Here is a 23116-nt window from a genome sequence, read left to right on the forward strand (position 1 = left end):
ATGCCGTGACGTGCTGGTGCGGACGCGTTGATGGCGTCCCGTTCGAGGTTCGAGGGGTCTGGGTGCAGGCTCAATGAAGGCTCCCTCCCCGTTCAAGGGGGAACGGGGAGGGAGCCTTCAGGTGGTGGGTCCTAGTTGGCGGCGTCGATCGAGGTCTGCACCTCGGCGATCAGCTGCTCTGCGGCGGCCTCGGCGTCGAGCTGGCCGAAGAGCACCTGCTGGTAGTAGCGCAGGATGACGTTCTCGACATCGCTGGCGCCGTTGGGCGTGATCGGCGGGGCGCTCTCGACCGTCTCGGCCATGGCGTTGGTGAAGTCGAGGGTGATCTTGCCGGTCTCGTCCAGGCTGGACTCGATCGCCTCCTGAGCGGTCGGGTTGGCCGGGACGCCGCGGTCGGTGCCGAACAGCTTCGCCACGTCGGGGTCGCTGGTGAGGAAGTTCATCAGCGCGGCCGCTTCAGCGGGGTGCTCGGACTTGGAGGAGGCGACCCAGTACTGGGTCGGCTTGAGGTACTGGAAGCCCGGCTCCGTGTCCGCCTCGGTCGGCCAGTTGCCGAGGATGAACTTCGCGTCGGGTGCGGCGGCCTGGTAGGCGGTGATCTGTCCGGCCGGGATGAACGCGAAGGCGATCTTGCTCAGCGCCAGGTCGGTCTGGTCGAGGGAAGCGCCGGTGGTCTCGGAGATGTGCTCGACGGTCGGTGCGGCGCCGGAGTCGATCAGCTCGAGCGACTTCTCCCAGGCGGAGACGATGGTTTCCGGGCTGATGGCGACGTCGCCGTCCTCGTTGTAGAGGTTCTCGCCGTGCTGGCGAGCCCACACGCTGAGGCTGAAGGAGTCGGCGCCGACCGTGGAGACGCCGCGGACGGCCCCTCCGGACTTTTCGGAGATCTCCTTGCCGATCGCCTCGTAGTCCTCCCACGTCCAGGTGTCGAAGTCGGGGATCGCGATGCCGTACTCGTCCAGAATCGCCGTGTTGACGATGACGCCGTTCGGAGTGCCGCCGACGGGGAGGCCGTACTGCTTGCCGCCGACCTGGCCGGTCTGCAGGATGCTCTCGGGGAGCTCGCTGGTGTCGAGCTGGTTGGTGACGGTGCTGAGATCCAGAAGCGTGCCCCGGTCGGCGTAGGAGGCCAGGTACAGCTGGTCGAACTGCATCACATCGGGCATGTCGCTTGCGGCGGTGCTCGTGGCGAGACGGTCCCAGTATCCGGTCCAGTCCGCGAACGAGGTCTCGACTGTGACGTTCGGGTATTCCTCCTCGAACAAGGCGACCGCCTCGTTCGTGGCCTGGGTGCGGGCGTCGGCCCCCCACCAGTTCAGGGAGATGGTGACGGGTTCTTCGCTCAGTTCGGCGGAGGTGCTCTGGCCGCCGCCGACGGCGCAGCCGGAGAGGGCGAGGGCGGTGATGGTCGTGAGTCCCACGATCATGATGGTGCGACGTTGCACGGAATGCATGGATGTCTCTTTCTCGGTGAAGTGCTGTGCGGGAAGGGGAGGGTTACTTGCCGCCGGTCGTAGCGATCCCCTGGAGAAGGAAGCGCTGACCGAACAGGAAGACGAGGAAGACCGGGATGAGCGAGACGACGCTCATGGCGAAGAGCGCGCCGTAGTCGGATTGGGACTGCGCGTCGATGAAGGAGCGCAGCGCCACGGGCACGGTGTACAGGTCGGGGTCAGTGATGAAGATCAGCTGGCTGAAGAAGTCGTTCCAGGTCCAGATGAAGGTGAAGATCGCGGTGGTGGCCAGGGCCGGCACCATCAGCGGCAGCATCAGCTGGAAGTAGATCCGGAAGTGGCCGGCGCCGTCGATGCGGGCCGCCTCGTCGAGCTCGCGGGGAATGCCGCGGATGAACTGCACCATCAGGAAGATGAAGAAGGCGTCGGTCGCGAGGAACTTCGGCACGATCAGCGGCAAAAAGGTGTTCAGCCAGCCGAGCTGAGCGTAGAGGACGTACTGCGGGATGATCAGCACGTGGATCGGGAGCATGATCGTCACGAGCATGAGCACGAACGCGAGAGTCTTCAGGCGGAAACGAAGACGGGCGAAGGCGTAGGCGGCCATGGAGCACGACAGAAGGTTGCCGATCACGGAGCCGAGCACGATCAGGCCGGAGTTGATTAGGTAGCTGCCGAACGGCTGCGCGAGTGCGTTCCAGCCATCCGGGTAGTGGCTGAAATCGAAGACGTCCACGAACAGACCGGGATTCGCGAAGATCTGATCGTTCGGCCGGACGGAGCTCGCGAGCATCCACAGCAGCGGGTAGAGCATCACCAGGCAGACCAGGATCAGCGCGACGTGCTTGAGGACTGAGGTCACTCGGCGCCGGCCTTCTCCTACGGGCCCCTTCGCGCGAGCCGTGGCACGCGGGACATCGGTGCCCGGAGGGAGGACGACGCCGGTGGTCTGAGGAGCGATCGTGTCAGTCATCGTAGAAAACCCAATACTTGGAGGCCCAGAAGTTCAGGGCGGTGAACGCGCCGATGATGAGCAGAAGCAGCCAGGCGAGGGCGGACGCGTAGCCCATCCGGAAGCTCGCGAAGCCCTCCTGGTAGAGGTAGAGCGAGAAGAACAGAGTCGAATCCGCCGGTCCGCCGGAGCCGCCCGAGACGATGAACGCCTGCGTGAAGGATTGGAAACCGCCGATGAGTCCGAGTACCAGGTTGAAGAAGATGATCGGGCTGAGCATCGGGAGGGTGATGTTGGTGAACTTGCGCCACGGGTTCGCTCCGTCGGTCGATGCCGCCTCGTAGAGCTCGCGCGGGATCTGCCGCAGACCGGCGAGGAAGATGACCATCGGTGCGCCGAAAGTCCAAACGTGGAGCAGCACGATCGTGCCCAGGGCGGTGTCCGGCGAGGACACCCAGCTGGGGCCGTCGATGCCGAAGATTCCGAGGAACGAGTTGAACAGTCCCTCGGCGCCGAAGACCAAGCGCCAGAGCACTGCGATGGCGACGCTGCCGCCCAGAAGGGAGGGCAGGTACAGGACTGAGCGGTAGAACGGCAGTCCGCGCAATCCCCGGTCGAGCAGGAGCGCGAGCAGCAGGGCAGCGATGAGTTGCAGCGGTACCGAGACGATCACGTAGCCGAACGTGACGAGCAGCGACTTGCCGAGTCGCTCATCGCCCAGCATGCGTTGAATGTTGTCCAGACCGGTGAAATTCGGGGTCTGCAGCAGGTTGTAGTCAGTGAAGGCCAGGTAGAGCGAGGCGATCATCGGCCCGAGGGTGATGGCGACGAGGCCGATGACCCACGGGGCGAGGAAGACGGCGGCGGCTTTGCCGTCGCGGTTGCGCTCGAGCGCGCTCTCGGTCGCTCCGCCCTTCTTGCGGCTCAGCGCTCGAATCTCTCCGATCGCGCTCATGAGGCACCACCTCTCGATGGTGCGGTGAACTGCTGCATCGATGCTCCTTCGGATCGTACAAAGCGCGGCCCGACAGCGTCGAGGGACGTCATAATATTATCGTTACCAGAAACCGCTTTCACACAAATTACACATCCCAACCGAGGATGTCAACAATTCGCGAGGACCGGCGGGCTACCGGGTGGCGGCAGGGCCGACGGAACCGCGCCAGATGACCGTGTTGAGATGTGTGAGGTCTTCCGGCTCAGCCGGCTCGTTCCTGACTGCCGCGATTAGGCGGCGCATCGAGGCGCTGCCGAGCAGGTCGTGATCGACGTGGACTGTGGTCAGCCCGGGCGGCAGGTACTCGCCGACGGCGTTGTTGTCCCAGCCGGTGATGCTGACATCGCCGGGTATGTTCCAGCCGCGGGTCACGGCCGCCTTGATCGCGCCGGCCGCGAGAGTGTCGTTCGCGCAGAGGATCGCTGTGACCCCGCAGTCCTCTGCGAGTCCGGCGACGGCGTTCTCTCCCGTTTTCCCGGACCAGTCTCCGTGTGCCGTGCCGAGGGACACCGCGCTGAGACGTTCGATGCCGCGACGGTACTCGGCTTTGCGTTCGGCCGACGGCGGGTGCCCGGTCGGTCCGCCCACCCAGAAGAAGCGGCGATGTCCGATCGAGTGAAGATGGTCCATGATCTCGGCGATGGGCGCCGCGTCGATCAGCACGCCGTTGCCCTGCAGCAGGTCGTCATAGACGCTAGAGACGATCACGGGGACGCCCCCTGTCCGCGAGTTCGAGTAGTCGTCGTCCAGAAGATCTGTCAAGGACAGCACGCCCTCGACCGATTTCGAGTCGGCCAGCTCCAGGGCGCGTTTGGTTCGAGCTGCCATGCCGCCGGCCACGTTGTAGACCTCGACCTCGTAGCCCGCGAGATGTGCTGTGGACGTCACCGCGGAGACAATGCGCGCTGACCCGAATCCATTGATGTTGGCGGGGAGGATGACCGCGAGCAGGCCGGTTCTTCGCATCCGCATCGACCGTGCCACGACATTGGGTCGGTACTCGAGCTCAGCGATCGCCGCTTCGATGCGCTCTCGGTTGACCTGCTTGATCTGAGGGTCGTGCGCCATGAACCGCGACACGGTCGTGTGCGAGACGCCCGCGAGGCGGGCGACGTCGAACATTGTCGGTCGGCGCGTCGAATCCACTTCTTCTGTCATCAGCAGCTTCGCTCCACGGCGTCCCGGGACCCTCAGGCCGCGGAGATCTCAGTGCGGCTGGCGGGGCCGCTGCTGCCGCGCACCACCAGGCGCGGTAGCACGGTGCTGCTGGCGGGGACGGGCTCACCTCGAAGGAGTGCACGCAAGCGCACCCACGCCTGCTCCCCGAGCTCCGCTACAGGAACGGCTGCGGTCGTCAGAGGAGGGGTCGTGTACCGCGCGAACGGGATGTCGTCGAAGCCGAGCACCGAGATCGCGTCGGGAACTGCGACACCGGCCTCGTGGAGCCCGCTGAGCAGCCCCATCGCGACCAGGTCGTTGAACGCCAGCACTGCGGTGGCGCCGGCTCCCCGGACTGTCCCGGTCATGGCGTGGCCGTCCTCGAAGGTGACGCCGCAGCGAAGAGTCTCCACGCGAAGATCGGGAAGGGCCTTGAGCATCCGCTCGATGCCCCGCAACCGCTGACGGTTGGAGTTGCTCGCCTCGACTCCCTGCAGGAAGAGGATGTCGCGATGACCGAGCGAGTGGACATGGCGCAGCAACGCCTCGATCCCGCGGTCGTAATCGGCTGAGACGACGGGCGTTGAGACGTTCTCCACGTTCCGGTTGATCATCACGACGGGCTCCACCTGGGTAAGAAGCATTTTCAACTCGTCGTCCGGCATTCGCGGCGCGCAGAGAACAAGCGCGTCGCACCGGCTGCGCGTCTCCAGGGCGAGCACGTGCTCCTCAGCGACGTTCTCCTGGGTGTCAGCGATGAGAACCCGGTAGCCGTCCTGCGCTGCTGCTCGGCTGAGCCCGCGCAGCGCGGCTTGGAAAGTCGGGTTCTCGAGGTCTGGAAGGACGAAGGCGATGGTGTTGGTCCTGCCGAGGGCGAGGCTGCGCGCGACGGGATTCGCGGAGTAGCCGAGTTCGGCCGCGGCCACCCGCACGCGCTCCGCGAGGATCGGATCGACTGACGCGTTCCCGTTCATCACGCGGGAGACGGTGGGCTTGGACACTCCCGCCCTCGCTGCGACAGCGGCGATCCCGGGCTTGCGCCCGCGCGGCTCGCTGTCGCCGATCGTGTCTTCCGCCCGCTTGCTCATCGCTGCTCACTTTAGTCGTCCGGCGCAACATCACTTGCCACGAGATCGGCGCAGCGTGCTACTTTCTAGAAAGCGGTTTCTACCGCGAGACAACAGGAGCAGGATGATGGCCCCCACTACACACGACTCAGCGAAGCGTCGCACGCGTTACGCGTTGATCGGATCCGGTCACCGCGCGGAGATGTACCTTCGTGCGATCGCGACGGAGCACAGCGATGTCGCTGAGCTCGTCGCGATCGGAGACTCCAACGCCGATCGAGCCGGCCTCTCGGCCCAATGGTTCTCGGAGTGGTCCAAGACTCAGCTGCCGCCGACGCTGTTCGCGCCGGGTGAGCTCGAGACGATCATTCGCGACCTCGCGATCGATCGTGTGATCGTCACCACTCCGGACGTCTGGCACGCGGAATACATCGACCGCAGCCTGCGCGCCGGAGCGGACGTGGTCGTGGAGAAGCCGTTGACGATCGATGCCGCGGGGTGCGCGCGCATCATCGCCGCGCAGCAGGACACCGGCCGATCGGTCACGATGACCTTCAACTACCGGTACTCGCCTCGTAATTCCGCCCTGAAAGCGCTGGTGCAGTCCGGCGCGATCGGCCGCGTGACCTCGGTGGACTTCGAATGGGTGCTCGACACCTCGCACGGCGCGGACTACTTCCGCCGCTGGCACCGCGACAAGGCCAACTCCGGCGGTCTGCTGATCCACAAGGCATCGCACCACTTCGACCTCGTGAATTGGTGGATCGACGACTCCCCCGAGAAGGTCTACGCGGCCGGCGGTCTCCGCTTCTACGGCGGCGCCGACCAGGAGGTGACCGCACGCTACACGCCAGATGAGACGAGTCCATTCCACCTCGACCTGGCGGCGGATCCGCGACTGGACGCTCTCTACGGCGAACCGAGGAGACTGGACGGGTACAGACGCGACCTGGGAGTCTTCGAGCCGGGCGTGACGATCGAGGACAACCTCGCGCTCACCGTCACCTACGAGTCCGGCGTGCCTCTGAGCTACTCCCTCAACGCGCACGCGCCGTGGGAGGGCTACCGGGTCGTCGTCAACGGTACCGAGGGCCGCGCGGAGTTGAACGTCGTGGAGCGCAGCGCCGTGGTGCTCGACGCCAACGGCGGCACGGTCATCGACCCCTCGGCCAACCCGCAGGAGGACCTCGACGACCCGAACCGCCCTGTCGGGGAGTCGCTGCTGCTTCAGCGTCACTGGCAGCGCGCTGAGAACGTCGAGATCCCGAGCGGCATCGGCGGCCATGGCGGGGGTGACGCGATCCTGCTCTCGGACGTCTTCAACGGCCCCTCCCCGGACCCGCTCGGCCGACCCAGCGACGCCACTGACGGACTACGGGCGGTCGCGGTCGGCATCCTCGGCAACCGCTCGCTCGTCACGGGCCTGCCCGCATCGATCGACGAACTCGAACTCGGCATCGATCTGTCCAAGCGCATCCCTGCCGGATCGGCACTGTGACATGGGCAAGGTTCTCGTAACAGGCGGCGCCGGTCGGCTGGGGCGCAGCGTCGTGACGGCACTACTCGACGACGGCTCCGAGGTCCTCTCCGTGGATCGGGCTGATGCCGAGGTCGATGCCCGAGCGCGCACCGCAACGGTCGACCTCCTGGAGGACGGCGCCTTCCACGCCCTCCTCGAGCGCGAACGCCCCGACGCCGTCGTGCACCTCGCCGCGATCGCTGTACCGTTCAGCGCACCAGAGGCGGTCATCACTCGTGTCAACACCGCCCTCGCCTTCTCAGTCATGCGAGCCGCAGCGGATCAGGGCGTCGCTCGGATCGTCACCGCCTCCAGCCCCACCGTGATCGGCTACGGCGCCCCCGGGGGGTGGGCCCCGTCCTTCCTTCCCCTCGACGAGACGCACCCGACCCGACCTTGGAACGCGTACTCGCTCTCGAAGCTCTTCGCCGAGCAGATGGCGACCTCCCTCGCCGCCGAGCTCGGAGACCGGATCGCGACGGCGTCGTTCCGTCCCTGCTACGTGATCGCTCCGGAGGAGTGGGACGGCGCCCCGACTCAGCAGGGCCACTCCGTCGGCGACCGGCTCGATGATCCGGCGCTGGCGGCACCGTCGCTCTTCAACTACGTGGATGCCCGGGATGCTGGCGACTTCGTCGCGCAACTGCTCTCCGCCATGGGGTCGATCGAGAACGGTCTGAGCTACTTCGTCGGAGCGTCGGACGCCTTCGCCCGCGAACCGCTCGCAGAGCTGCTCCCCCGCTACGGCATCACCACGGCAGCCGACGCCGCACCGCTGACGGGACGCGCACCGGCGTTCTCCAGCGCTCGGGCCGAGCGCGTCATCGGATGGCGGCCGGCCCGCAGCTGGCGCACCGAACTGCAGCCCCGCACTGCCCGGAACGTGGCATGAGCACCCTTGCCCCATCGATGGCAGCGCCGACCATCGCGGACATAACGGTGCGCCGTCTTCGACGATCGCTGCCACGACCGTGGGCATCGGACGTCCTCGACGTGCAGTTCATCGCCGTCACAGTGACCGACGTCGACGGAGCCCAGGGTCATGGCGTCTCGTGGACGCCCACGATCGGCGGCGGTGCCGTCACGGCCCTCCTGCAGGAGGACATCACCGCTTTCGCCCTGAACCGCTCGAGCGAACCCACCTCCCTCTCTGCGGCACTGTGGGAACGACTGCACGAGGCCGGCTCTGGAGGCATCACCACGATCGCGGCCGCCGGGCTCGACCTCGCCCTGTGGGACCTGGCAGGGCGACGCGTCGGCAGACCTACCCCCGAACTCCTCGGAATCCGCCACGAGTCGGTCACCGCGTACGGCAGCGGCGTGAACCGGCACTACTCGACCGACGACCTCGCCGCGCAATGCGGGCGCTGGGTCGACGCGGGCTTCGGGGCCGTGAAAGTGAAAGTCGGCGGCCGCTCCCTCCGAGAAGACGCCGAACGGCTCACCGCCGTCCGGTCGGTGATCGGGCCGAATCGGCGGCTCATGATCGACGCGAACCAGCTGTGGACTCAGGAGGAGGCCGTCGAGGCGGTCAACGCGCTCGAGATATTCGACCTCACCTGGATCGAGGAACCCCTCCGTGCCGACGACCTCCCCGGATACGCCGCACTGCGCGACGCCATCAGCGTCCCGATCGCAGCCGGAGAGAACCTGCACACGCACTGGCGGTTCCGCGAATACCTCAGAGCCGGTGCCGTCGACGTCATCCAACCCAACGTGATCCGGGTCGGAGGAATCAGCCCGTTCTTCGCGATCGCCGATGTCGCTGCCGAATTCGGAGCCGAGGTGCACCCGCACCTGTTGCCCGAGATCTCCACGCAACTCGCAGTCACCCTGCCAGGCGAGCCTCTCGTCGAGATCGTCGAGGACGCCTCCCTTGGCGACCTCGACCTATTGGCAGGGACGAACCCCATCGAGATCAGCGGCGATCGCATCCGGCTGTCCGGCGTCATCGGGCTCGGACTCGCCTGTCAGGAGGAACGATGACCCTCGAACTCGCGGTTCCGACGACCGATGAAGAACATGCGATCAAACGCGAAAAGGTGCTCGCGATCCTCGACGACAAGGGACACGACGCCCTGCTGCTGCGCTCCGCCGCCGCCGTGAACTGGTACCTGGAGGGGGCTCGTACTCACGTGAGCCTCGCCGCGGACCCCGTCGTCGCCATCCGCATCACCCGCGAGCACGACGAGATCCTCGCCACCGACAACGAGATCGAACGGCTGCGCGCGGAAGAGCTCCCCTCCGGCGCCATCGTGGTCACACGAGCGTGGCACGAGCCGCTCATGAGCGCGGACGCCCTCGATGAGAAAGAAGTGGAGGCGGAGCTCCGCGCAGCGCGCCGGGTGCTGCTGCCGCTCGAGGCCGAACGCTACCGCCGCCTCTGCGCGGACACCGCAGCGCTGCTCACCGACGCACTGCACGCCGCAACGCCGGACCAAACCGAACTCGACCTCGCAGCCGACCTCGCCGGCCGTGTCACCCGATCCGGCAGCGAAGCTCTCGTGGTGCTCGTCGGAGGAGCGAGCCGCTCCAGTTACCGGCATCCTCTCCCCACGCTCGCTCCGCTCGGGCGCTACGTGATGGCCGTGGTGTGTGCTCGAAGGCACGGACTGATCGCGAACGTCACCCGCATCGTCCGCTTCGGATCGGCGACACTCCAAGAGCGCCGAGCCGAGCACGGAATTCTGCAAGTCGAGGCCGATGTACTCGATGCGCTCCGCCATGGGCAGACGCTCGGATTTGTACTCGGAACAGCAGCGAGAGGCTACCCGCGTCACGGCTTCGATTCGGACGAATGGCTGCGTCACCACCAGGGCGGTGCGGCCGGCTACGCCGGCCGTGACCCGCGCGCCACCCCAGAGAGTCCCGACCGCGTCGCGGTCGGGCAGGCATTCGCGTGGAATCCCTCCTGCTACCGCGCAAAAGTGGAGGACACCGTCCTCCTCACCCCCGAGGGCATCGAGGTGCTTTCTACTGATCCGCGGTGGCCCTCCCGGGATGTGCGCGGTCGTCGCCGCCCCGATGTACTGGTCCGTTGAGAGCGAGTCCACAGCCCCCCGCTTGTGCGTTCGCAGACGGAGGTCTGCCTATCTGCAACGGCCGGTATCAAACGCTTCGCGTGGAACGATCTCTCGTTCCGAGGCGGGTCTCAAGTGGGCGTTTCGGTCGCCGATAGCAACGATAAATGAACGACGTTCGGGTTGTGGCACGCATGAGCAGTGCGGTGCTCCACGGTTGCGTCACACAGGTTGATGGCTACCCGGCGTCCTGTCGGTGCTGGCGCGTCATGACGCCCTTCTCGGCCAGGAATTGCGGTTGAAGTTCGAAAGGCTCGTGTAGCCGACCTCATAGCAGACCGCGGCGGTGGGACTTCCTGAGATGGATCGATCGCCGGTAATCCTTTTAGACGGTGTCGTTACGGTCTAGGTGGCCTTCGAACCACTTGGGCTGTCGTCGTTCCACAGCAGTATCCAGGACGGCCTCACGGAAACTATCCTTGCGCGCTGCACCCGGAGGGTGGACCAATCGCGCAGGCGCCCCAGCCGTGTCGTGGCGGACGAGGAGTGCTCTCCAACGACGACGGTTTGCGCGCCCGCGTTCAGGCCTGACGCGATTCCGGCTTCAGCGTCTTCGAAGACCACACAGGCGGCGACATCGACTCCGAGGAGCTCCGCGGCGAGCAGGTACCCGTCCGGCGCAGGCTTCCCACGGCCGACGTCTTCCGCGCTGACTACAACCGGAGGCATAGGCACCGCCGCTGCGCGCATTCGCGCGACGGCGAGCTCGCGAACGGCACTGGTGACCAGCGCGACCGGTATGCCGGACTCCATGAGCTTGGCCATCGCGTGTTGCGCGTGGGGGATCTCGAGAATTCCAGTGACATTGTCGGCCTCCTCGCGCATGAGCCCGGCGACGATGCTCCTTCGATGCTCGTCGGGAAGCTGCGGCAGGAATTCGCTGACGGTGTCGACGATCTGCCTGCCGCGCGAGCGGCGGATGACCTCTTCGGCATCGAGGTTGAAGGTGTTGGCGAAGCTTGTCCACAGTCTCTCGACGAACGCGGTCGAATCGACAAGGGTGCCGTCCATGTCGAAGAGCACGGCGGCGACCTCGACGGCTGAATCGTTGATCATATGGTCCTACTCGGGAGGGGGTTGTCGGAGTGCTGGGAATTGAAGGAAGGGCGGCGCCCCGTCCATCAACCCTCCCTGGTGATGAACGGGGCGCCGCGGCCTGGCGGGCTACTGATCAGCCGACGGTGACGAGGACCTTGACCTGCTCGGGGTCGTCGGAGGTCTTGAACGCGTCCGCGGCGTTCTCGAGGTCGAAAGTCGACGTGATGACCTCCTCGATCGGGAAGGAATGCCGACGAAGTATCTCGATGGCGTGGAGCATGTCCTCGCGGACGTACATCAGGTTGCCCATGATGGTCAGCTCGCGGTCCTGCACGAGGTCGAGGTCGACCATCGTCGGTCCGGCCGGCACGCCGACGGTCATCAGCGTGGCGCCCTTGTCGAGCACGTCGATGGCGAGCTTGACGGTGGAGGCGCGCGAGACGCAGTCGAACACGATGTGCGCCTTCCCTCCGAGCGCGGCTAGCGCCTGCTCGGCGGCGTCGTCCGCCGACGAGTCGAACGAGCCGTGCGCGCCGAGGCGTTCCGCGCGGGCGCGCTTGCTCTCGAGCAGATCCGCGACGACCACGCGCTCGGCGCCGGCGTCGAGGGCCGCTATTGCGACGAACAGTCCGATGGGTCCGGCGCCGAGCACGACGACGCGCTTGCCGTGCAGATCGCCGGCGCGGCGGACAGCGTGTACCGGCGTGGCGAGCGGCTCGATGAGGGACGCCCACGTGTCGTCGAGGTCGTCCGGCAGCGGGATGACCCGGTCCGCGTCGATGGTGAACAGGTCGGTCATGCCGCCCGGGGTCTGGCAGCCGAATACGGCCAGAGTGGAGCAGATGTTGTAGCGGCCGGCGAGGCACTGGTCGCACGTGCCGTCGTACAGGTTCGGTTCGATGACGACGCGCTGACCGGTGAGGTCCGCGTCGACGTTGTCACCGATCGCGGCGATCGCGCCCACGACTTCGTGGCCGGGACGGAAGGGTAGGTCGATGAAGGGGTGGCGGCCGTGTGCGGCGTGCATGTCGGATCCGCAGATGCCGACGACAGTGCTGCGGACGAGAACCTCGCCGGCGGCGGGGGTGGGAGCGTCGAGGTGTTCGACGACGACGTCGTCGACGGCGTTGACGAGGATGCGTCTGATCTCGGTCATGGTGATGGTTCCTTCGAAAGTCAGGGGTTAGACGGCGGTGTAGCCACCGTCGACGACGAGGACGGAGCCGGTGATGAAGGAGGCGGCTCCGCTGGCGAGGAAGACGACGCTGGGCGCGATCTCCTCGGGGAGGGCGAAGCGCTGCTGGGGGGCGTCCTCGATCCAGTAGCGCTTGAAGTCCTCGCGGTCCACGGGCGCCATCTCGGTTTTGACGTAGCCGGGGGCGACGGCGTTGACGCGGATGTTGTGCGGGGCCCACTCGACGGCGAGGGACTTGGTGAGGTGGTGCACGGCGGCCTTGGATGCGTTGTACGCGGGCTGCCACTGCGGTCGGTTGACGATGAGGCCGGACATGCTGCCGATGTTGACGATTGACCCGGATCCGGCGTCGCGCATGTGCTTGCCGACGGCGATGCTCGTCTTCCACAGGGCGCGGACGTTGAGGTCGAACACGTTCGCCCACTCGTCGTCGGTGACGTTGAAGGACTCGTTGTGGTAGCAGGTGCCGGCGTTGTTGACGAGCACGTCGATGCCGCCGAGCGCGGCGATCGCTTCTTCGGTCATGCGGTCGACTTGCGCGTCGTCGGTGATGTCGGCGGTGATGGTGACGAACTCGTGTCCGGCGGCGGCGACTTCTTCGGCGACCGCTGCGTTGCGGGCGGCGCTGCGTCCGGCGATCGCGACGCGGGCACCGGCTTCGGCGAGTCCGATCGCGAAGGCCTTACCGAGGCCCTGGTTGCCGCCGGTGACGAGGGCGGTCTTGCCTTCGAGGCTGAAAGGGGAGGTCATGGTGTTGCCTTTCGGTGGTGGGAGGGTGACGTGCTGGGGATGGCAGGGTCTACGAGTTGGGGTAGACGATCGCCTTGAGGCTGGTGGGGTCGAGGTCGCTTTCGAGAGCGTCTTCGACGTGCTCGAGGTCGAAGCGGCCAGTGACGAGGGAGTCGAGGTCGATCTGACCGGTGGAGACGAGGTGGATGCCGGTGGGCCAGGTATCGGTGTAACGGAAGATGCCGGTGACGGAGATCTCGAGGTTCTGGATGTGCTCGATGGGGAGTGTCATCTCGGGGTTGCCAAGGCCGACGAGCACGGCGGTGCCGGCGGGGCGGACGGCCTTGATTCCGGAGAAGACGGCCCGCGGGGAGCCGCTGGCGTCGATGAACGCGTTGACGTCGAGGCCAGCGGTGGCGACGTCGGTCTCGACTGGGTCGATGACGCGGGTCGCGCCGTAGCGCAGGGCGCGCTCGCGCTTCTCGGGGACGAGATCGCTGACGATGACCTCCGCGGCGCCGAAGGCACGGGCGGTCTGTGCGCAGATGATGCCGATGGGACCGGCGCCGGCGATGAGGACACTCGAGCCGGGGACGATGCCGGCCTTGCGCATCGTGGTGATGGCGACGGAGAGGGGCTCGAGCAACGCGGCGGCCTCGTCGGAGAGATTGTCCGGGACGGCGTGGGCGAAGATCGACTCAATGGCGACGTAGCCGGCGAACGCGCCGTCGATCGGCGGAGTCGCGTAGAACTCCATGAATGGGCAAAGGTTGTACCGGCCGGCGAGGCATTCACGGCAGTGATGACACGGCTTCTGCGGTTCGACGGCCACGCGCTGTCCGATGCGCTCGGGGGACACGTCCTTGCCGACGGCGACGATGACTCCGGAGAGCTCATGGCCGAGGATCAGGGGGCTGTTGACAACGAAGTCGCCGATCTTGCCGTGGCGGAAGTAGTGCACGTCCGATCCGCAGACACCGACGGCGGCGACCTTGATGAGCACGTCGTGGCGGTCCACGGCGGGGACGGGGCGCTCCTCGATGCTGAGGGCGCGTTCGCCGGTGAGGACGCTGGCGCGCATCGTGTCGGGGAGGGTTGGGCTCATGAGTGATGTTCCTTTGTGATCGTGGCGGTGGGGTGCGTGCGAGTAGCAACGGGGGGTACGTCCGTCGGTCCGCGCAGGAGTGCGCGTCCTGAGACGATGTAGGTCGCTCCGGCGTCCGCGCAAGCACGGGCGAGGTCGGCGGTGATGCCCCCGTCGACGCCGACAAGGGTGCGCTGGGCAAGGACGGGGATCTTCTCGAGGATGCTCGGGTCGGCGCGGTCGCTGCTGCCGGGTCGGATGAACATGACCAGGGCGCCGTCGGCGTCCTCGACGCGTGAGCGGTCGTCGTCGGGAGCGATCTCGGTCCAGATTGCGATGTTCTGTGAACGTAGGACAGCGAATTCCTCGGCGCACGCAGCCCGGATCTCATCCGCTGCCGTCACCCAGGTGGCGCCGATGGCGGCGGCGTCGTGGAGGATTTCGCTGATGGTGAGGCGGATCGCAGTCGTGTAGTTCTCGGTCAGGACGATGAGGTGGATGTCGATCCGGGCTGCGGGAAGAGCGGCGCGGACTGCGGCGACCTCCTCAAGCTCGACGCCGACTGAAGCCCCGGAGCTGTCCAGGATCAGATCGATGTGGACGGCGCATCCGCTCTCGTGCAGCAGCCGTGCTGCTGCGACGCGGTCGGTGGCGCCGACCGCGTAGAGGCTTCCGCCGAGGTTGGTCGGCGCGAGAGTGGTGTACCAGGGCGCGAGCGGGCCACGTCCGGGCTGGTGGCGGCTCACTGCCGATCCAGAGTGGTGACGGAGGCGGTCGCGGTGTACCGCTGCCACGGGTCGCGAGTGTGCGTGCGGGGCTGAGCGATGATGGTGGTCTCGGGTGCCCATTCGTCACGGACGCTGACGACACTGGCGCCGGCGGCGACGGCCGCGGCTTGGACAGCCGCACCGCGCGCGGTCGACTCGGGGACGTCCGCGGTGAAGATCTCACGCTGAAGCACGTCGGCGAGGATCTGCGTGTAAGCCGGTGATTTCGCGCCTCCGCCGACCGCGATGATCGTCCCGTCCGTGCTCACACCCATCTGCTCGAGCTGGCGTTGCCCGCTGGCGAGGCCTAGGACAACCCCCTCGTAGGCCGATCGGGCGATCTGTTCGCGAGTGGTAGCCGAGGTGATACCGGAGAGCAGTCCTGTGGCACCTGGCCGGTCGGGGGTCCGTTCTCCGTCGAGGAACGCAGCAAGGACAGGGCCGATGTCTGACGTGTCCGCGGCGAGGGCGAGCGAGGAGAGGGTGGCGTGGTCGACGCCGAGGATGCGGGCGAAGGTGTCGGTCACCTTCGCGGCGTTCAGGGTGGATACAAGGGGCATGAAGCCGTCGGTCATGTCGGCGACACCGTCGACGGCGCCGGTGAGGTCGTAGACGGGTGTGCGGCTGAGGGCGGATACGACCCCGGAGGTGCCGAAGGAGTAGACGACATCGCCGGGGCGGATGCCCAGGCCCAGGGCGGTTGCGTGCTGGTCGCCGCCGCCGGCGCCGACGGTGACGGTGCCGTGGAGTCCGAGTTCCTCGAGTACCGCGGGACGCACGGTGCCTGCGGCAGCGTCCGGTGCGAGTACTTCCGGTAAGACGGTGTCCCAGTCGAGATCGGTGGTGATCAGGTCGAGGAAGTTGGGCAGGTACGCGTTCCTGGCGGCGTCGAAGTAGCCGGTGCCGGATGCTTCGGAGCGGTCGGTGACGTACGCCCCGGTGAGGCGGAAGGTGAGGTAGTCGTGAGGTAGGAGGATGTGCGCGATGCGAGACAGGTGAGCAGGCTCGTTGCGAGCGAGCCATGCGAGCTTGCCGATGGTGAAGGCGGAGGTGGGAAGGGTTCCGACGGAGCGGAGCAGGGTCTCGTCGCCGATCTTCTGGCGCAGCTGGGCGATGTCTGGGGCAGAGGTGGTGTCGTTCCAGAGTTTCGCGGGTCGAATGACGGTGTCGGTTGAATCAAGGGTGACTAGGCCGTGGCATTGGGCGGCGACGGAGATAGCGACAACGGAGTCGGCTGCCGCTCCGGTGGAGGCGAGAGCTGCGCGGAACGCGTGAACGAAGGCGGACCACCACATTTCCGGGTCCTGCTCGCTGATCGGCGGGAACACGGGCGGGTGAGTCGCGGAACCGGAAGCGATGAGAGTTCCGGTGATCGCGTCACGCAGCTCGACCTTGCAGGACTGGGTGGAGGAGTCGACGCCGGCGACCAGCTGTGCGGCGGTCATGCTCGCGTGCCCTCTGTCGTGGCGTCTGCGAGGTGAGCGGCGGCTCCGACCCGGTAGATGCCGAGCGGCGAGGCGGTGCGGGGAGCTTCAGGAGTGACTGCGGGGAGCGCTGTGGGCGCGTCAGCCTGTCCCGGAGCGGGGACGGTGCCGACGGTGGGTGCACCGTCCGAAGGCGTAGGGGTCATGCTGGTCAGCCAATCTGGTGGAGGGGGTGGGGCCGCGGTTGTGGTCGCGGCCCCACCGGTCAGCGGGGGCTACTTCTCCTGGCCCGGGAGGCCCTCGTAGGCGATGTTTCCGGTCTTGAGGTTCTCGTTGATCAGGTCGGTCAGGCCTGCGAGGAAGGAGTCGCGGTCGGTGACGACGTGCTCCATGGCGGCGTCGACGTTGTCCGCGGTGATGGCCGGCATGATGTAGACGGGATTGTCGTTGGTGGACTCGCCGCGGGCGACCTGTGCAGCGACTGCGAGGCCGGTAGCGAGCTCGACGGTGCCGTTCTGCAGGGACGTGCCGATGAAGGAGCCGTCCTTGACGGCCGCCAGGCCGTCCTCGATGCCGTCGATGCCGACGATCGGCACGTTCATCCCGGCTTCCTTGAGCGCCTGGAGCGCTCCGAGGCCCATGTCGTCGTTCTGGGAGATGACGCCGTCGATGTCGTCACCGAATGCGGAGATCCAGTTCTTCATCTTGTTGACGGCTTCGTCGCGCTTCCAGTTCGCGGTGTCCTTCGCGAGCACCTTGATGTTCGGGTTCTCGGCGAGGACCTGGTCGATACCCTGACCGCGGTTGATCTCGCCGGACCCGCCGAGGGGGCCTTGGAGGATGACGACATTGCCAGTGTCGCCGATCTTGTCGATCATCATCTGCGCCTCCTGGGCGCCGGCGGCGACGTCGTCGGGCTGGACGCTGGCGGTGATGTCGGGGTTGTTCAGCGTCGCGTTGACGTCGAGCAGCGGGATCCCGGCGGTCTTCGCGGCGGAGACCTGAGGCTGGAGGGTGTCGGCCTGGACGGGGACGACGACGATCGCGTCGACCTTGGCGGAGACGAACTGGTCGATCTGGCTGGCCTGGGTACTGACGTCGTTGTTGGCCGAGTTCCAGAGGACCTCGATGTTGTTCTCTTTGGCGTAGGTGTCGATGCCTTCCTTTCCTTCGGTGACGAAGGAGGACATGTCGTAGACGCTGATGCCGACGGTGATGGCTTCCTGGCCGTTCTCGTTGGTGCCCTGGGCGCTGGGGTCGCCGGCGCCGCAGGCGGTGAGAGCGGTCAGGGAGAGAGCGACGACGCCGAGGGTGAGGGCACGCTTGGCGGTGCGAGTGATCTTCATTGATGTCTCCGGTGCTGAGTGGGTGGAGGAGCGGGTGGGTGGGTGGGTAGGGAGAGAGAAGACTGGGTCAGTGGCGCCGTTTGGCGGCCCATACGTCGACGGCGACGGCGGCGACGATGAGGACACCCTTGATGACGTCCTGCCAGTAGGCGGGGACGGTGAGGATGTCGAGGCCGTTGTTGAGGGTCTGAATGAGCAGGAGTCCAAGGGCGGTGCCCCAGACTGTGCCGCGTCCGCCGAGCAGGCTCGCTCCGCCGATGACGACGGCGGCGATTGCGTCGAGCTCGTAGCCCTGACCGAGGGTGGGCGATCCGCTGATGACGCGGGAGGCGAGCATGACGCCGGAGAGGCCGGCGAGGGCGCCGCTGATGGCGTAGACGCTGAAGAGGACGCCGCCGGTCTTGACGCCGGCGATCTGCGCGGCGAGCGGGTTGCCGCCGACGGCGTAGATGCGCATGCCGAAAGCGGTGCGGCGCATGATGATCCCGAAGCCGACGATGCCGACGATCATGAGGATGACCGGGATGGTCAGGCCCAGGATTTGGGTGTTGGCGATGGCGCCGAAGCTGGCGGGGAGGCCGTTGATGGGGGCGCCGTTGCCGACGACGTAGGCGAGACCGGAGGCGAGGGTGAGCATGCCCAGCGTCGCGATGAAGGGCGGGACGTTGATCTTCGAGATGACGAATCCGTTGACGGATCCGGCGATCAGTCCCACGAGGACGGAGACGATCAGGGCGATCCAGATCTGGTCGGGGAAGCTCTTGGCGGCCAGCGCTCCGGACATGGAACTCAGGGCGATGACGCTGCCGACGGAGAGGTCGATGCCGCCGGTGAGGATGACGAGCGTCTGCCCGAGGGCGATGAGCGCGAAGGGGGCGGCGGCGATGAGGATCGTCGTGACGTTGTCTACGGTGCCGAAGCGGGCGCTGCGGTACATGAAGTAGGCGATGACAACGAGCAGGACCAGCACCATCGCGTAGCGGATGAGGAGGTTCTGGATGAACGCGCCGTCGATGCGCCGACGGCGGTCTGTGGTGAGAGTGTCGCTCGTCATCGTGCTGAGTCCTTGTCGGTCTGGGAGGAGAGAGTTGGTGTGGGGTCGGCGGCTGCGGGGAGCTGGTCGGAGAGGCCGCTAGCGAGGCGGAAGATCGTGTCCTGCACGCTCGGCTGAGCGAGATCGTCACGGTCGAGTTCGCCGACGATGCGGCCGGCCCGCAGGACGAAGGCGCGGTGTGCGAGGGAGAGGATCTCGGGCATGTCGCTGGAGGCCATCACCACGGCCATGCCTTCGGAGGCGAGCTTGGTGATGATGCGGTAAATCTCGCTCCGGGCGCCGACGTCGACACCACGGGTGGGTTCGTCGAGGAGGAGGACGTCAACGTCGCCGGTGAGCCAGCGGGCGAAGACGACCTTCTGCTGGTTGCCCCCAGAGAGGGTCTCCATCGTCTGGTTCAGGCCGCGGCTACGCAGCTTCACCGACTCGGTCGCCTCGCGGACAGCCTTGCGGCGCGCTCCCTGCTGGAGCCAGCCGCCTACCGTGAAGGAGGACAGTCGGGGCAGGCTGCCGTTGTCGAGGATGTCCATCGATAGCACTCCGCCGGATCCTTTGCGGTCCTCGGGGACCAGGGCGACGTTCGCGGTGATCGCGGCCGAGGGGTTGTTGCGCTTGAGGGGTCGTCCGTCGATGGCGATGGTGCCAGAGAGAGTGCGGCGGACGCCGAAGATCCCCTCGATGAGTTCGGTGCGACCGGCGCCGACGAGGCCCGCGAGGCCGATGATCTCTCCCCGGCGCACGGTGAAGCTCACTGGCTCGGCTGCGCCCTCGACCTGCAGGTCCGTCACTTCGAGGACGGTGGTGTCGCTGTGCTGGGGCCGATCGGGGAAGAGGTCCTCGAGCTCGCGGCCGATCATCGCAGTGACGATGTCATCGTCGGTGACCTCGAGCATCGGCTTGTCCATGACGAGTCCGCCGTCGCGGAGGACGACGATGTGGTCGGCGAGCTGCCGGATCTCCTCCATCTTGTGCGTGGTGAAGAGGAGAGCAACGCCGGTGTCGCGCAGTTGCCGCATGACGGCGACGAGGCGGGCGACTTCACGCTCGGCGATCGCGCTGGAGGGCTCATCGAGCAGGATCGCTCGGGCACCGGTGTTCGTCGCCTTAATGATCTCGACGATTTGACGAAGCCCGACCGGCAGGGTGCGCATCTTGCGTGTGGGGTCGACGTCGATCCCGAAGGTTTTCAGGTTTTCCTTCGCGCGGGCGATCATCTCTCCGCGGCGAAGGCCTAGCGGACCGCGCAGCTCGCGGCCGATGAAGATGTTCTCGTAGATCGCCATGTCCAGCAGTGAGGCGAGCTCCTGGGGCACGATCGCCACACCCAGACGAGCGGCGTCCTGCGCATCGCCGGCGTGCAGCTTCTCGCCACGGACGAGTACTTCCCCGGTGTCGGCCCGGTACTGGCCCGACGCGATCTTCATCAGGGTCGACTTGCCCGCGCCGTTCTCACCGGCCAATGCGGTGATCGTCCCCGGACGAAGGCGCAACGACACTCCCTTGAGGACGGGGATGCCGGAGAAGCCCTTCTCGATGTTGATGCACTCGAGCGAGGCGGGATCCGCGGAAGCCGTGCTGGCGGCGCTCTCGCCGGTCGTCCCGATCGTTGCAGACATGGTGCTCGCTTCCCTGGCGAGCTACGTCGCCTCATCGCGGTGGCCGCCCGATTCGCGACGACGTCTGAAAGATACACCCCCCGCTCATGCGCGCAACAGCTACGCTCATGTGAGCACCTGACCTCCGATCGGTAGTGTGCCTCTTACAGCCCGTCCCGAAGGAGCAGTACGCATGGGTCCAGACGAAGCGATCCGCATCAGCTACGCGGCGAAGCGGTTCTACCGAGACGGTCGGACGAGGATTCAGATCGCGGACGAGATGAAGCTGTCGCGATTCAAGGTCGGCCGGATGCTGGACCAGGCACAGGAGCTCGGCATCGTCCGCATCGAGATCGTGAATCCCGGCGGGGTGGACCTCGATCTCTCGATCGCATTGCAGGAGCGCTTCAGCCTCAAACGCGCTCTCGCGGTGACCGCACCCGGAGAGACTCCGGAAGTGATCCAGGACGCTCTCGGACGGGTCGCTGCGAACCTACTGATGGAGATCGTCTCCGAAGGCAATCTCATCGGGTTCACCGCTGGCCGCACTTTGAACGTCACCGCGCACCACGTCACTTCCCTCCCCGACTGCGACCTCGTCGCCCTCGGCGGAGTCGCCGGCGCGGCGAAGGAGCACGGCGTGGAGATCCTCCGGCGCATCGGCCAGATCGCAGGAGGAACCGCGTACCCGATCTTCGCGCCGCTGTTCGTGGCGAGCGCGGACACCGCTCGCGCTCTGCGAGCAGACCGGATGATCTCCACCGCCTACGCGAAGTTCGATCGCGTCGACATCGGAGTTGTCGCGGTCGGAAGCTGGTCTCCGCCGGACTCCCAGCTCTACACCGCCGCTGAGGAGGCGGGTATCGCCCACGCTCTTCTGGATCAGGGGGTGGTGGGGGAAGTCGGTGCAACACTGTTCGACGCCGAGGGCCGAATCATCCACTCCATCGATGATCGATCGATCGCGATCACCTCCGAGCAGCTGCGCGCTATTCCTGAGGTCATCGCTGTGGGCGGCGGAGCCCGCAAGACCGCGGCCGTCCGCGCTGCACTCAAGTCGGGTCTGATCGACTCTCTCGTCACCGATACCGCTCTCGCTCAGCGTCTCCTCGCTCAGGAATCACGGTGAACGCCCACGATGCAGAACGCTTTCGTGCGGACGTCATTGCAGAGATCGGCGACTTGACCTCCACCACTTCGCGCGCCGACGAAGCCGCCATTCTCGCCTCCATCTCCCCCGTCTGCTTCGGGCAAGCGCTGCGTCTGATCTTCCCTCGCCGCCGTTCCGCTGTAAGCGTCGACGACTGCGTCGCGCTCGAGAGCTGACGGTCCGAGCCCGCTCACCTCGGTGGAAGAGACCCGCGGAATCAGATGCTCATGTGAGCACACCCGGTTGACGGATGAGCAACCACCTGTCAGGGTCTCGACATTCACCTCCGCGCCTCGGGAACTCCGGACGCTCGTGAATGAAGCCCGTCGGGAAACAGCACCTCGACGTGGCGGATACCCATCACCATTGGAGGTATTGCAATGAAGCAATCGCGTTTGATCGCCCTCGGGGCCGCGGCGGTTCTCGCTCTCTCGGGATGCTCCGCCGGATCTGGCGGCAGCGGCGGGGACGACGCCCTGACGATCGCATTCCTGATGCCGGAGTCGAACACGACCCGGTACGAGCAGTTCGACACTCCGCTGTTCGAGGCCGCCGTCGAGGAGATCGCGCCGGGATCCACGGTCCTGTACTCGAACGCGAACGGCGACCCGACGCAGCAGCAATCGCAGCTGGAATCCGTTCTCGCTCAGGGACCCGATGTCGTCGTCCTCAACGCTGCGGATTCCGTCCAGGGCGAGCGTCTGGTCGACACGGCTACCTCCGCAGGCGTGCCCGTCATCGCCTACGACCGTCTGATCAAGAACCAGGACGTCGGCTACTACGTCTCCTTCGACAACCCCAAGGTCGGAGCGCTACAGGCGCAGAGCCTTGTTGACCACCTCACCGAAGAGGGCATCACCAGCGGAGACCTCCTCATGGTCAACGGCGCCCCCACCGATCCCAACGCCGCCCAGTACAAGGCCGGCGCGCACAGCGTGATCGACGACACCGACTTCTCGGTCGTCGGAGAGTTCGACACCCCGAACTGGGCCGCGGCCGACGCGCAGCAGTGGTTGGAGGGCCAGCTCGGGACGATCGACCGCAGTTCTCTCGTCGGTGTCTACGCCGGCAATGACAGCACCGCGAGCGGCGTCGTGGCCGCGCTGACCGGAGCGGGCGTTTCGCCCGTTCCCCCGGTCACCGGTCAGGACGCTGAACTCGAAGCCGTACAGCGCATCGTCGGCGGTACGCAGTACATGACGGTCTACAAGTCCATCAAGGACCAGGCCACCGACGCGGCCGCAGCAGCAGTCGCCCTCGCCCGAGGCGAGGACCCGAAGAGCTCCTCCGACACAGACGGCATCCCGACGACGCTGCTGACACCGCTGGCCCTCACCGCCGAGAACATCAAGGACACGGTGATCGCAGACGGCGTCTACAACGCCTCGGATATCTGCACGTCCGAGCTCGCCGCAGCCTGCACAACGCTTGGCCTCGAGTAGAGCGCCCCTCTACCTCGAGCACTCGTCCGGGGCGGCGCGACACCGCCGCCCCGGATCCCCTTTCG

Annotated in this window: 21 protein-coding genes; 7 read left to right on the forward strand and 14 right to left on the reverse strand. The window is 66.6% G+C overall.

Annotated features, from left to right (window positions below):
- Positions 1 to 131: 131 nt before the first annotated feature.
- The 5 genes from HRK28_RS19160 to HRK28_RS19180 all read right to left on the reverse strand — a co-directional run bounded on the left by HRK28_RS19160 (position 132) and on the right by HRK28_RS19180 (position 5649).
- Positions 132 to 1421: an extracellular solute-binding protein gene (locus tag HRK28_RS19160; RefSeq protein WP_173252739.1), complete on the reverse strand. Its 1290-nt coding sequence runs from the start codon at positions 1419 to 1421 to the stop codon at positions 132 to 134.
- A gap of 76 nt (positions 1422 to 1497) precedes the next feature.
- Positions 1498 to 2427 (reverse strand): carbohydrate ABC transporter permease, encoded by a 930-nt coding sequence (locus HRK28_RS19165; protein WP_173252740.1) that lies wholly within the window; start codon positions 2425 to 2427, stop codon positions 1498 to 1500.
- Positions 2420 to 3361: a carbohydrate ABC transporter permease gene (locus HRK28_RS19170; protein WP_173252741.1), complete on the reverse strand. Its 942-nt coding sequence runs from the start codon at positions 3359 to 3361 to the stop codon at positions 2420 to 2422. The genes HRK28_RS19165 and HRK28_RS19170 overlap by 8 nt, the downstream gene beginning before the upstream one ends.
- 174 nt (positions 3362 to 3535) lie before the next feature.
- Complete coding sequence (locus HRK28_RS19175; RefSeq protein ID WP_173252742.1) at positions 3536 to 4561, reverse strand: LacI family DNA-binding transcriptional regulator; 1026 nt, start codon at positions 4559 to 4561, stop codon at positions 3536 to 3538.
- A 32-nt stretch (positions 4562 to 4593) separates the two neighbouring features.
- The gene (locus HRK28_RS19180; RefSeq protein ID WP_173252743.1) at positions 4594 to 5649 is read right to left on the reverse strand and encodes a LacI family DNA-binding transcriptional regulator; all 1056 of its coding nucleotides are present in this window, start codon (positions 5647 to 5649) and stop codon (positions 4594 to 4596) included.
- Positions 5650 to 5752: 103 nt separating this feature from the next.
- Between HRK28_RS19180 and HRK28_RS19185 the strand changes: the two genes are divergently transcribed.
- The 4 genes from HRK28_RS19185 to HRK28_RS19200 are packed head-to-tail and all read left to right on the forward strand — an operon-like array spanning position 5753 to position 10188.
- Positions 5753 to 7126, forward strand: coding sequence for a Gfo/Idh/MocA family oxidoreductase (locus HRK28_RS19185; RefSeq protein ID WP_173252827.1), 1374 nt, complete (start codon positions 5753 to 5755; stop codon positions 7124 to 7126).
- Position 7127: 1 nt separating this feature from the next.
- Positions 7128 to 8039 carry an NAD(P)-dependent oxidoreductase gene (locus HRK28_RS19190; RefSeq protein WP_173252744.1) on the forward strand — a complete coding sequence of 304 codons (912 nt, stop codon included), beginning with the start codon at positions 7128 to 7130 and terminating at the stop codon, positions 8037 to 8039.
- Positions 8036 to 9133: a mandelate racemase/muconate lactonizing enzyme family protein gene (locus HRK28_RS19195; RefSeq protein ID WP_173252745.1), complete on the forward strand. Its 1098-nt coding sequence runs from the start codon at positions 8036 to 8038 to the stop codon at positions 9131 to 9133. Before HRK28_RS19190 ends, HRK28_RS19195 begins: the two co-directional genes overlap by 4 nt.
- Positions 9130 to 10188, forward strand: a complete 1059-nt coding sequence (locus tag HRK28_RS19200; protein WP_173252746.1) for a Xaa-Pro peptidase family protein — start codon at positions 9130 to 9132, stop codon at positions 10186 to 10188. The genes HRK28_RS19195 and HRK28_RS19200 overlap by 4 nt, the downstream gene beginning before the upstream one ends.
- A gap of 384 nt (positions 10189 to 10572) precedes the next feature.
- On the opposite strand, the gene HRK28_RS19205 is transcribed toward HRK28_RS19200, so the two are convergent.
- The 9 genes from HRK28_RS19205 to HRK28_RS19245 all read right to left on the reverse strand — a co-directional run bounded on the left by HRK28_RS19205 (position 10573) and on the right by HRK28_RS19245 (position 20480).
- Complete coding sequence (locus tag HRK28_RS19205; protein ID WP_173252747.1) at positions 10573 to 11283, reverse strand: HAD-IA family hydrolase; 711 nt, start codon at positions 11281 to 11283, stop codon at positions 10573 to 10575.
- A 115-nt stretch (positions 11284 to 11398) separates the two neighbouring features.
- Positions 11399 to 12421: a zinc-binding dehydrogenase gene (locus HRK28_RS19210; protein ID WP_173252748.1), complete on the reverse strand. Its 1023-nt coding sequence runs from the start codon at positions 12419 to 12421 to the stop codon at positions 11399 to 11401.
- 27 nt (positions 12422 to 12448) lie between these two features.
- Positions 12449 to 13210 carry an SDR family NAD(P)-dependent oxidoreductase gene (locus HRK28_RS19215; protein ID WP_173252749.1) on the reverse strand — a complete coding sequence of 254 codons (762 nt, stop codon included), beginning with the start codon at positions 13208 to 13210 and terminating at the stop codon, positions 12449 to 12451.
- Positions 13211 to 13259: 49 nt separating this feature from the next.
- The gene (locus tag HRK28_RS19220) at positions 13260 to 14294 is read right to left on the reverse strand and encodes an NAD(P)-dependent alcohol dehydrogenase (protein ID WP_173252750.1); all 1035 of its coding nucleotides are present in this window, start codon (positions 14292 to 14294) and stop codon (positions 13260 to 13262) included.
- Entirely contained in the window at positions 14291 to 15019 is a 729-nt protein-coding gene (locus HRK28_RS19225; protein WP_173252751.1) for a hypothetical protein, read from the reverse strand. Before HRK28_RS19225 ends, HRK28_RS19220 begins: the two co-directional genes overlap by 4 nt.
- Positions 15016 to 16485, reverse strand: a complete 1470-nt coding sequence (gene xylB, locus HRK28_RS19230; protein WP_173252752.1) for a xylulokinase — start codon at positions 16483 to 16485, stop codon at positions 15016 to 15018. Before xylB ends, HRK28_RS19225 begins: the two co-directional genes overlap by 4 nt.
- A 254-nt stretch (positions 16486 to 16739) precedes the next feature.
- Complete coding sequence (locus HRK28_RS19235) at positions 16740 to 17810, reverse strand: substrate-binding domain-containing protein (RefSeq protein ID WP_173252753.1); 1071 nt, start codon at positions 17808 to 17810, stop codon at positions 16740 to 16742.
- Between the two features lie 67 nt (positions 17811 to 17877).
- Positions 17878 to 18864, reverse strand: a complete 987-nt coding sequence (locus HRK28_RS19240) for an ABC transporter permease (RefSeq protein ID WP_173252754.1) — start codon at positions 18862 to 18864, stop codon at positions 17878 to 17880.
- Complete coding sequence (locus tag HRK28_RS19245; protein WP_173252755.1) at positions 18861 to 20480, reverse strand: sugar ABC transporter ATP-binding protein; 1620 nt, start codon at positions 20478 to 20480, stop codon at positions 18861 to 18863. The genes HRK28_RS19240 and HRK28_RS19245 overlap by 4 nt, the downstream gene beginning before the upstream one ends.
- Before the next feature lie 172 nt (positions 20481 to 20652).
- Between HRK28_RS19245 and HRK28_RS19250 the strand changes: the two genes are divergently transcribed.
- The 3 genes from HRK28_RS19250 to HRK28_RS19260 all read left to right on the forward strand — a co-directional run bounded on the left by HRK28_RS19250 (position 20653) and on the right by HRK28_RS19260 (position 23051).
- Complete coding sequence (locus HRK28_RS19250) at positions 20653 to 21588, forward strand: sugar-binding transcriptional regulator (RefSeq protein WP_173252756.1); 936 nt, start codon at positions 20653 to 20655, stop codon at positions 21586 to 21588.
- The gene (locus HRK28_RS19255; protein ID WP_173252757.1) at positions 21585 to 21785 is read left to right on the forward strand and encodes a hypothetical protein; all 201 of its coding nucleotides are present in this window, start codon (positions 21585 to 21587) and stop codon (positions 21783 to 21785) included. Before HRK28_RS19250 ends, HRK28_RS19255 begins: the two co-directional genes overlap by 4 nt.
- Before the next feature lie 204 nt (positions 21786 to 21989).
- Positions 21990 to 23051 carry a substrate-binding domain-containing protein gene (locus HRK28_RS19260; protein WP_173252758.1) on the forward strand — a complete coding sequence of 354 codons (1062 nt, stop codon included), beginning with the start codon at positions 21990 to 21992 and terminating at the stop codon, positions 23049 to 23051.
- The last annotated feature ends 65 nt before the right edge of the window (positions 23052 to 23116 follow it).

This window comes from Rathayibacter sp. VKM Ac-2835 (assembly GCF_013266705.1).
In the GTDB taxonomy this organism is placed as follows: domain Bacteria; phylum Actinomycetota; class Actinomycetes; order Actinomycetales; family Microbacteriaceae; genus Rathayibacter.

Coding starts and splice junctions, on each gene's coding strand:
- HRK28_RS19165 (WP_173252740.1), bottom strand. CDS start 2,427: ATGACTGACACGATCGCTCCTCAGACCACCGGCGTCGTCCTCCCTCCG.
- HRK28_RS19170 (WP_173252741.1), bottom strand. CDS start 3,361: ATGAGCGCGATCGGAGAGATTCGAGCGCTGAGCCGCAAGAAGGGCGGA.
- HRK28_RS19175 (WP_173252742.1), bottom strand. CDS start 4,561: ATGACAGAAGAAGTGGATTCGACGCGCCGACCGACAATGTTCGACGTC.
- HRK28_RS19180 (WP_173252743.1), bottom strand. CDS start 5,649: ATGAGCAAGCGGGCGGAAGACACGATCGGCGACAGCGAGCCGCGCGGG.
- HRK28_RS19185 (WP_173252827.1), top strand. CDS start 5,753: ATGATGGCCCCCACTACACACGACTCAGCGAAGCGTCGCACGCGTTAC.
- HRK28_RS19190 (WP_173252744.1), top strand. CDS start 7,128: ATGGGCAAGGTTCTCGTAACAGGCGGCGCCGGTCGGCTGGGGCGCAGC.
- HRK28_RS19195 (WP_173252745.1), top strand. CDS start 8,036: ATGAGCACCCTTGCCCCATCGATGGCAGCGCCGACCATCGCGGACATA.
- HRK28_RS19200 (WP_173252746.1), top strand. CDS start 9,130: ATGACCCTCGAACTCGCGGTTCCGACGACCGATGAAGAACATGCGATC.
- HRK28_RS19205 (WP_173252747.1), bottom strand. CDS start 11,283: ATGATCAACGATTCAGCCGTCGAGGTCGCCGCCGTGCTCTTCGACATG.
- HRK28_RS19210 (WP_173252748.1), bottom strand. CDS start 12,421: ATGACCGAGATCAGACGCATCCTCGTCAACGCCGTCGACGACGTCGTC.
- HRK28_RS19215 (WP_173252749.1), bottom strand. CDS start 13,210: ATGACCTCCCCTTTCAGCCTCGAAGGCAAGACCGCCCTCGTCACCGGC.
- HRK28_RS19220 (WP_173252750.1), bottom strand. CDS start 14,294: ATGAGCCCAACCCTCCCCGACACGATGCGCGCCAGCGTCCTCACCGGC.
- xylB (WP_173252752.1), bottom strand. CDS start 16,485: ATGACCGCCGCACAGCTGGTCGCCGGCGTCGACTCCTCCACCCAGTCC.
- HRK28_RS19235 (WP_173252753.1), bottom strand. CDS start 17,810: ATGAAGATCACTCGCACCGCCAAGCGTGCCCTCACCCTCGGCGTCGTC.
- HRK28_RS19240 (WP_173252754.1), bottom strand. CDS start 18,864: ATGACGAGCGACACTCTCACCACAGACCGCCGTCGGCGCATCGACGGC.
- HRK28_RS19245 (WP_173252755.1), bottom strand. CDS start 20,480: ATGTCTGCAACGATCGGGACGACCGGCGAGAGCGCCGCCAGCACGGCT.
- HRK28_RS19250 (WP_173252756.1), top strand. CDS start 20,653: ATGGGTCCAGACGAAGCGATCCGCATCAGCTACGCGGCGAAGCGGTTC.
- HRK28_RS19260 (WP_173252758.1), top strand. CDS start 21,990: ATGAAGCAATCGCGTTTGATCGCCCTCGGGGCCGCGGCGGTTCTCGCT.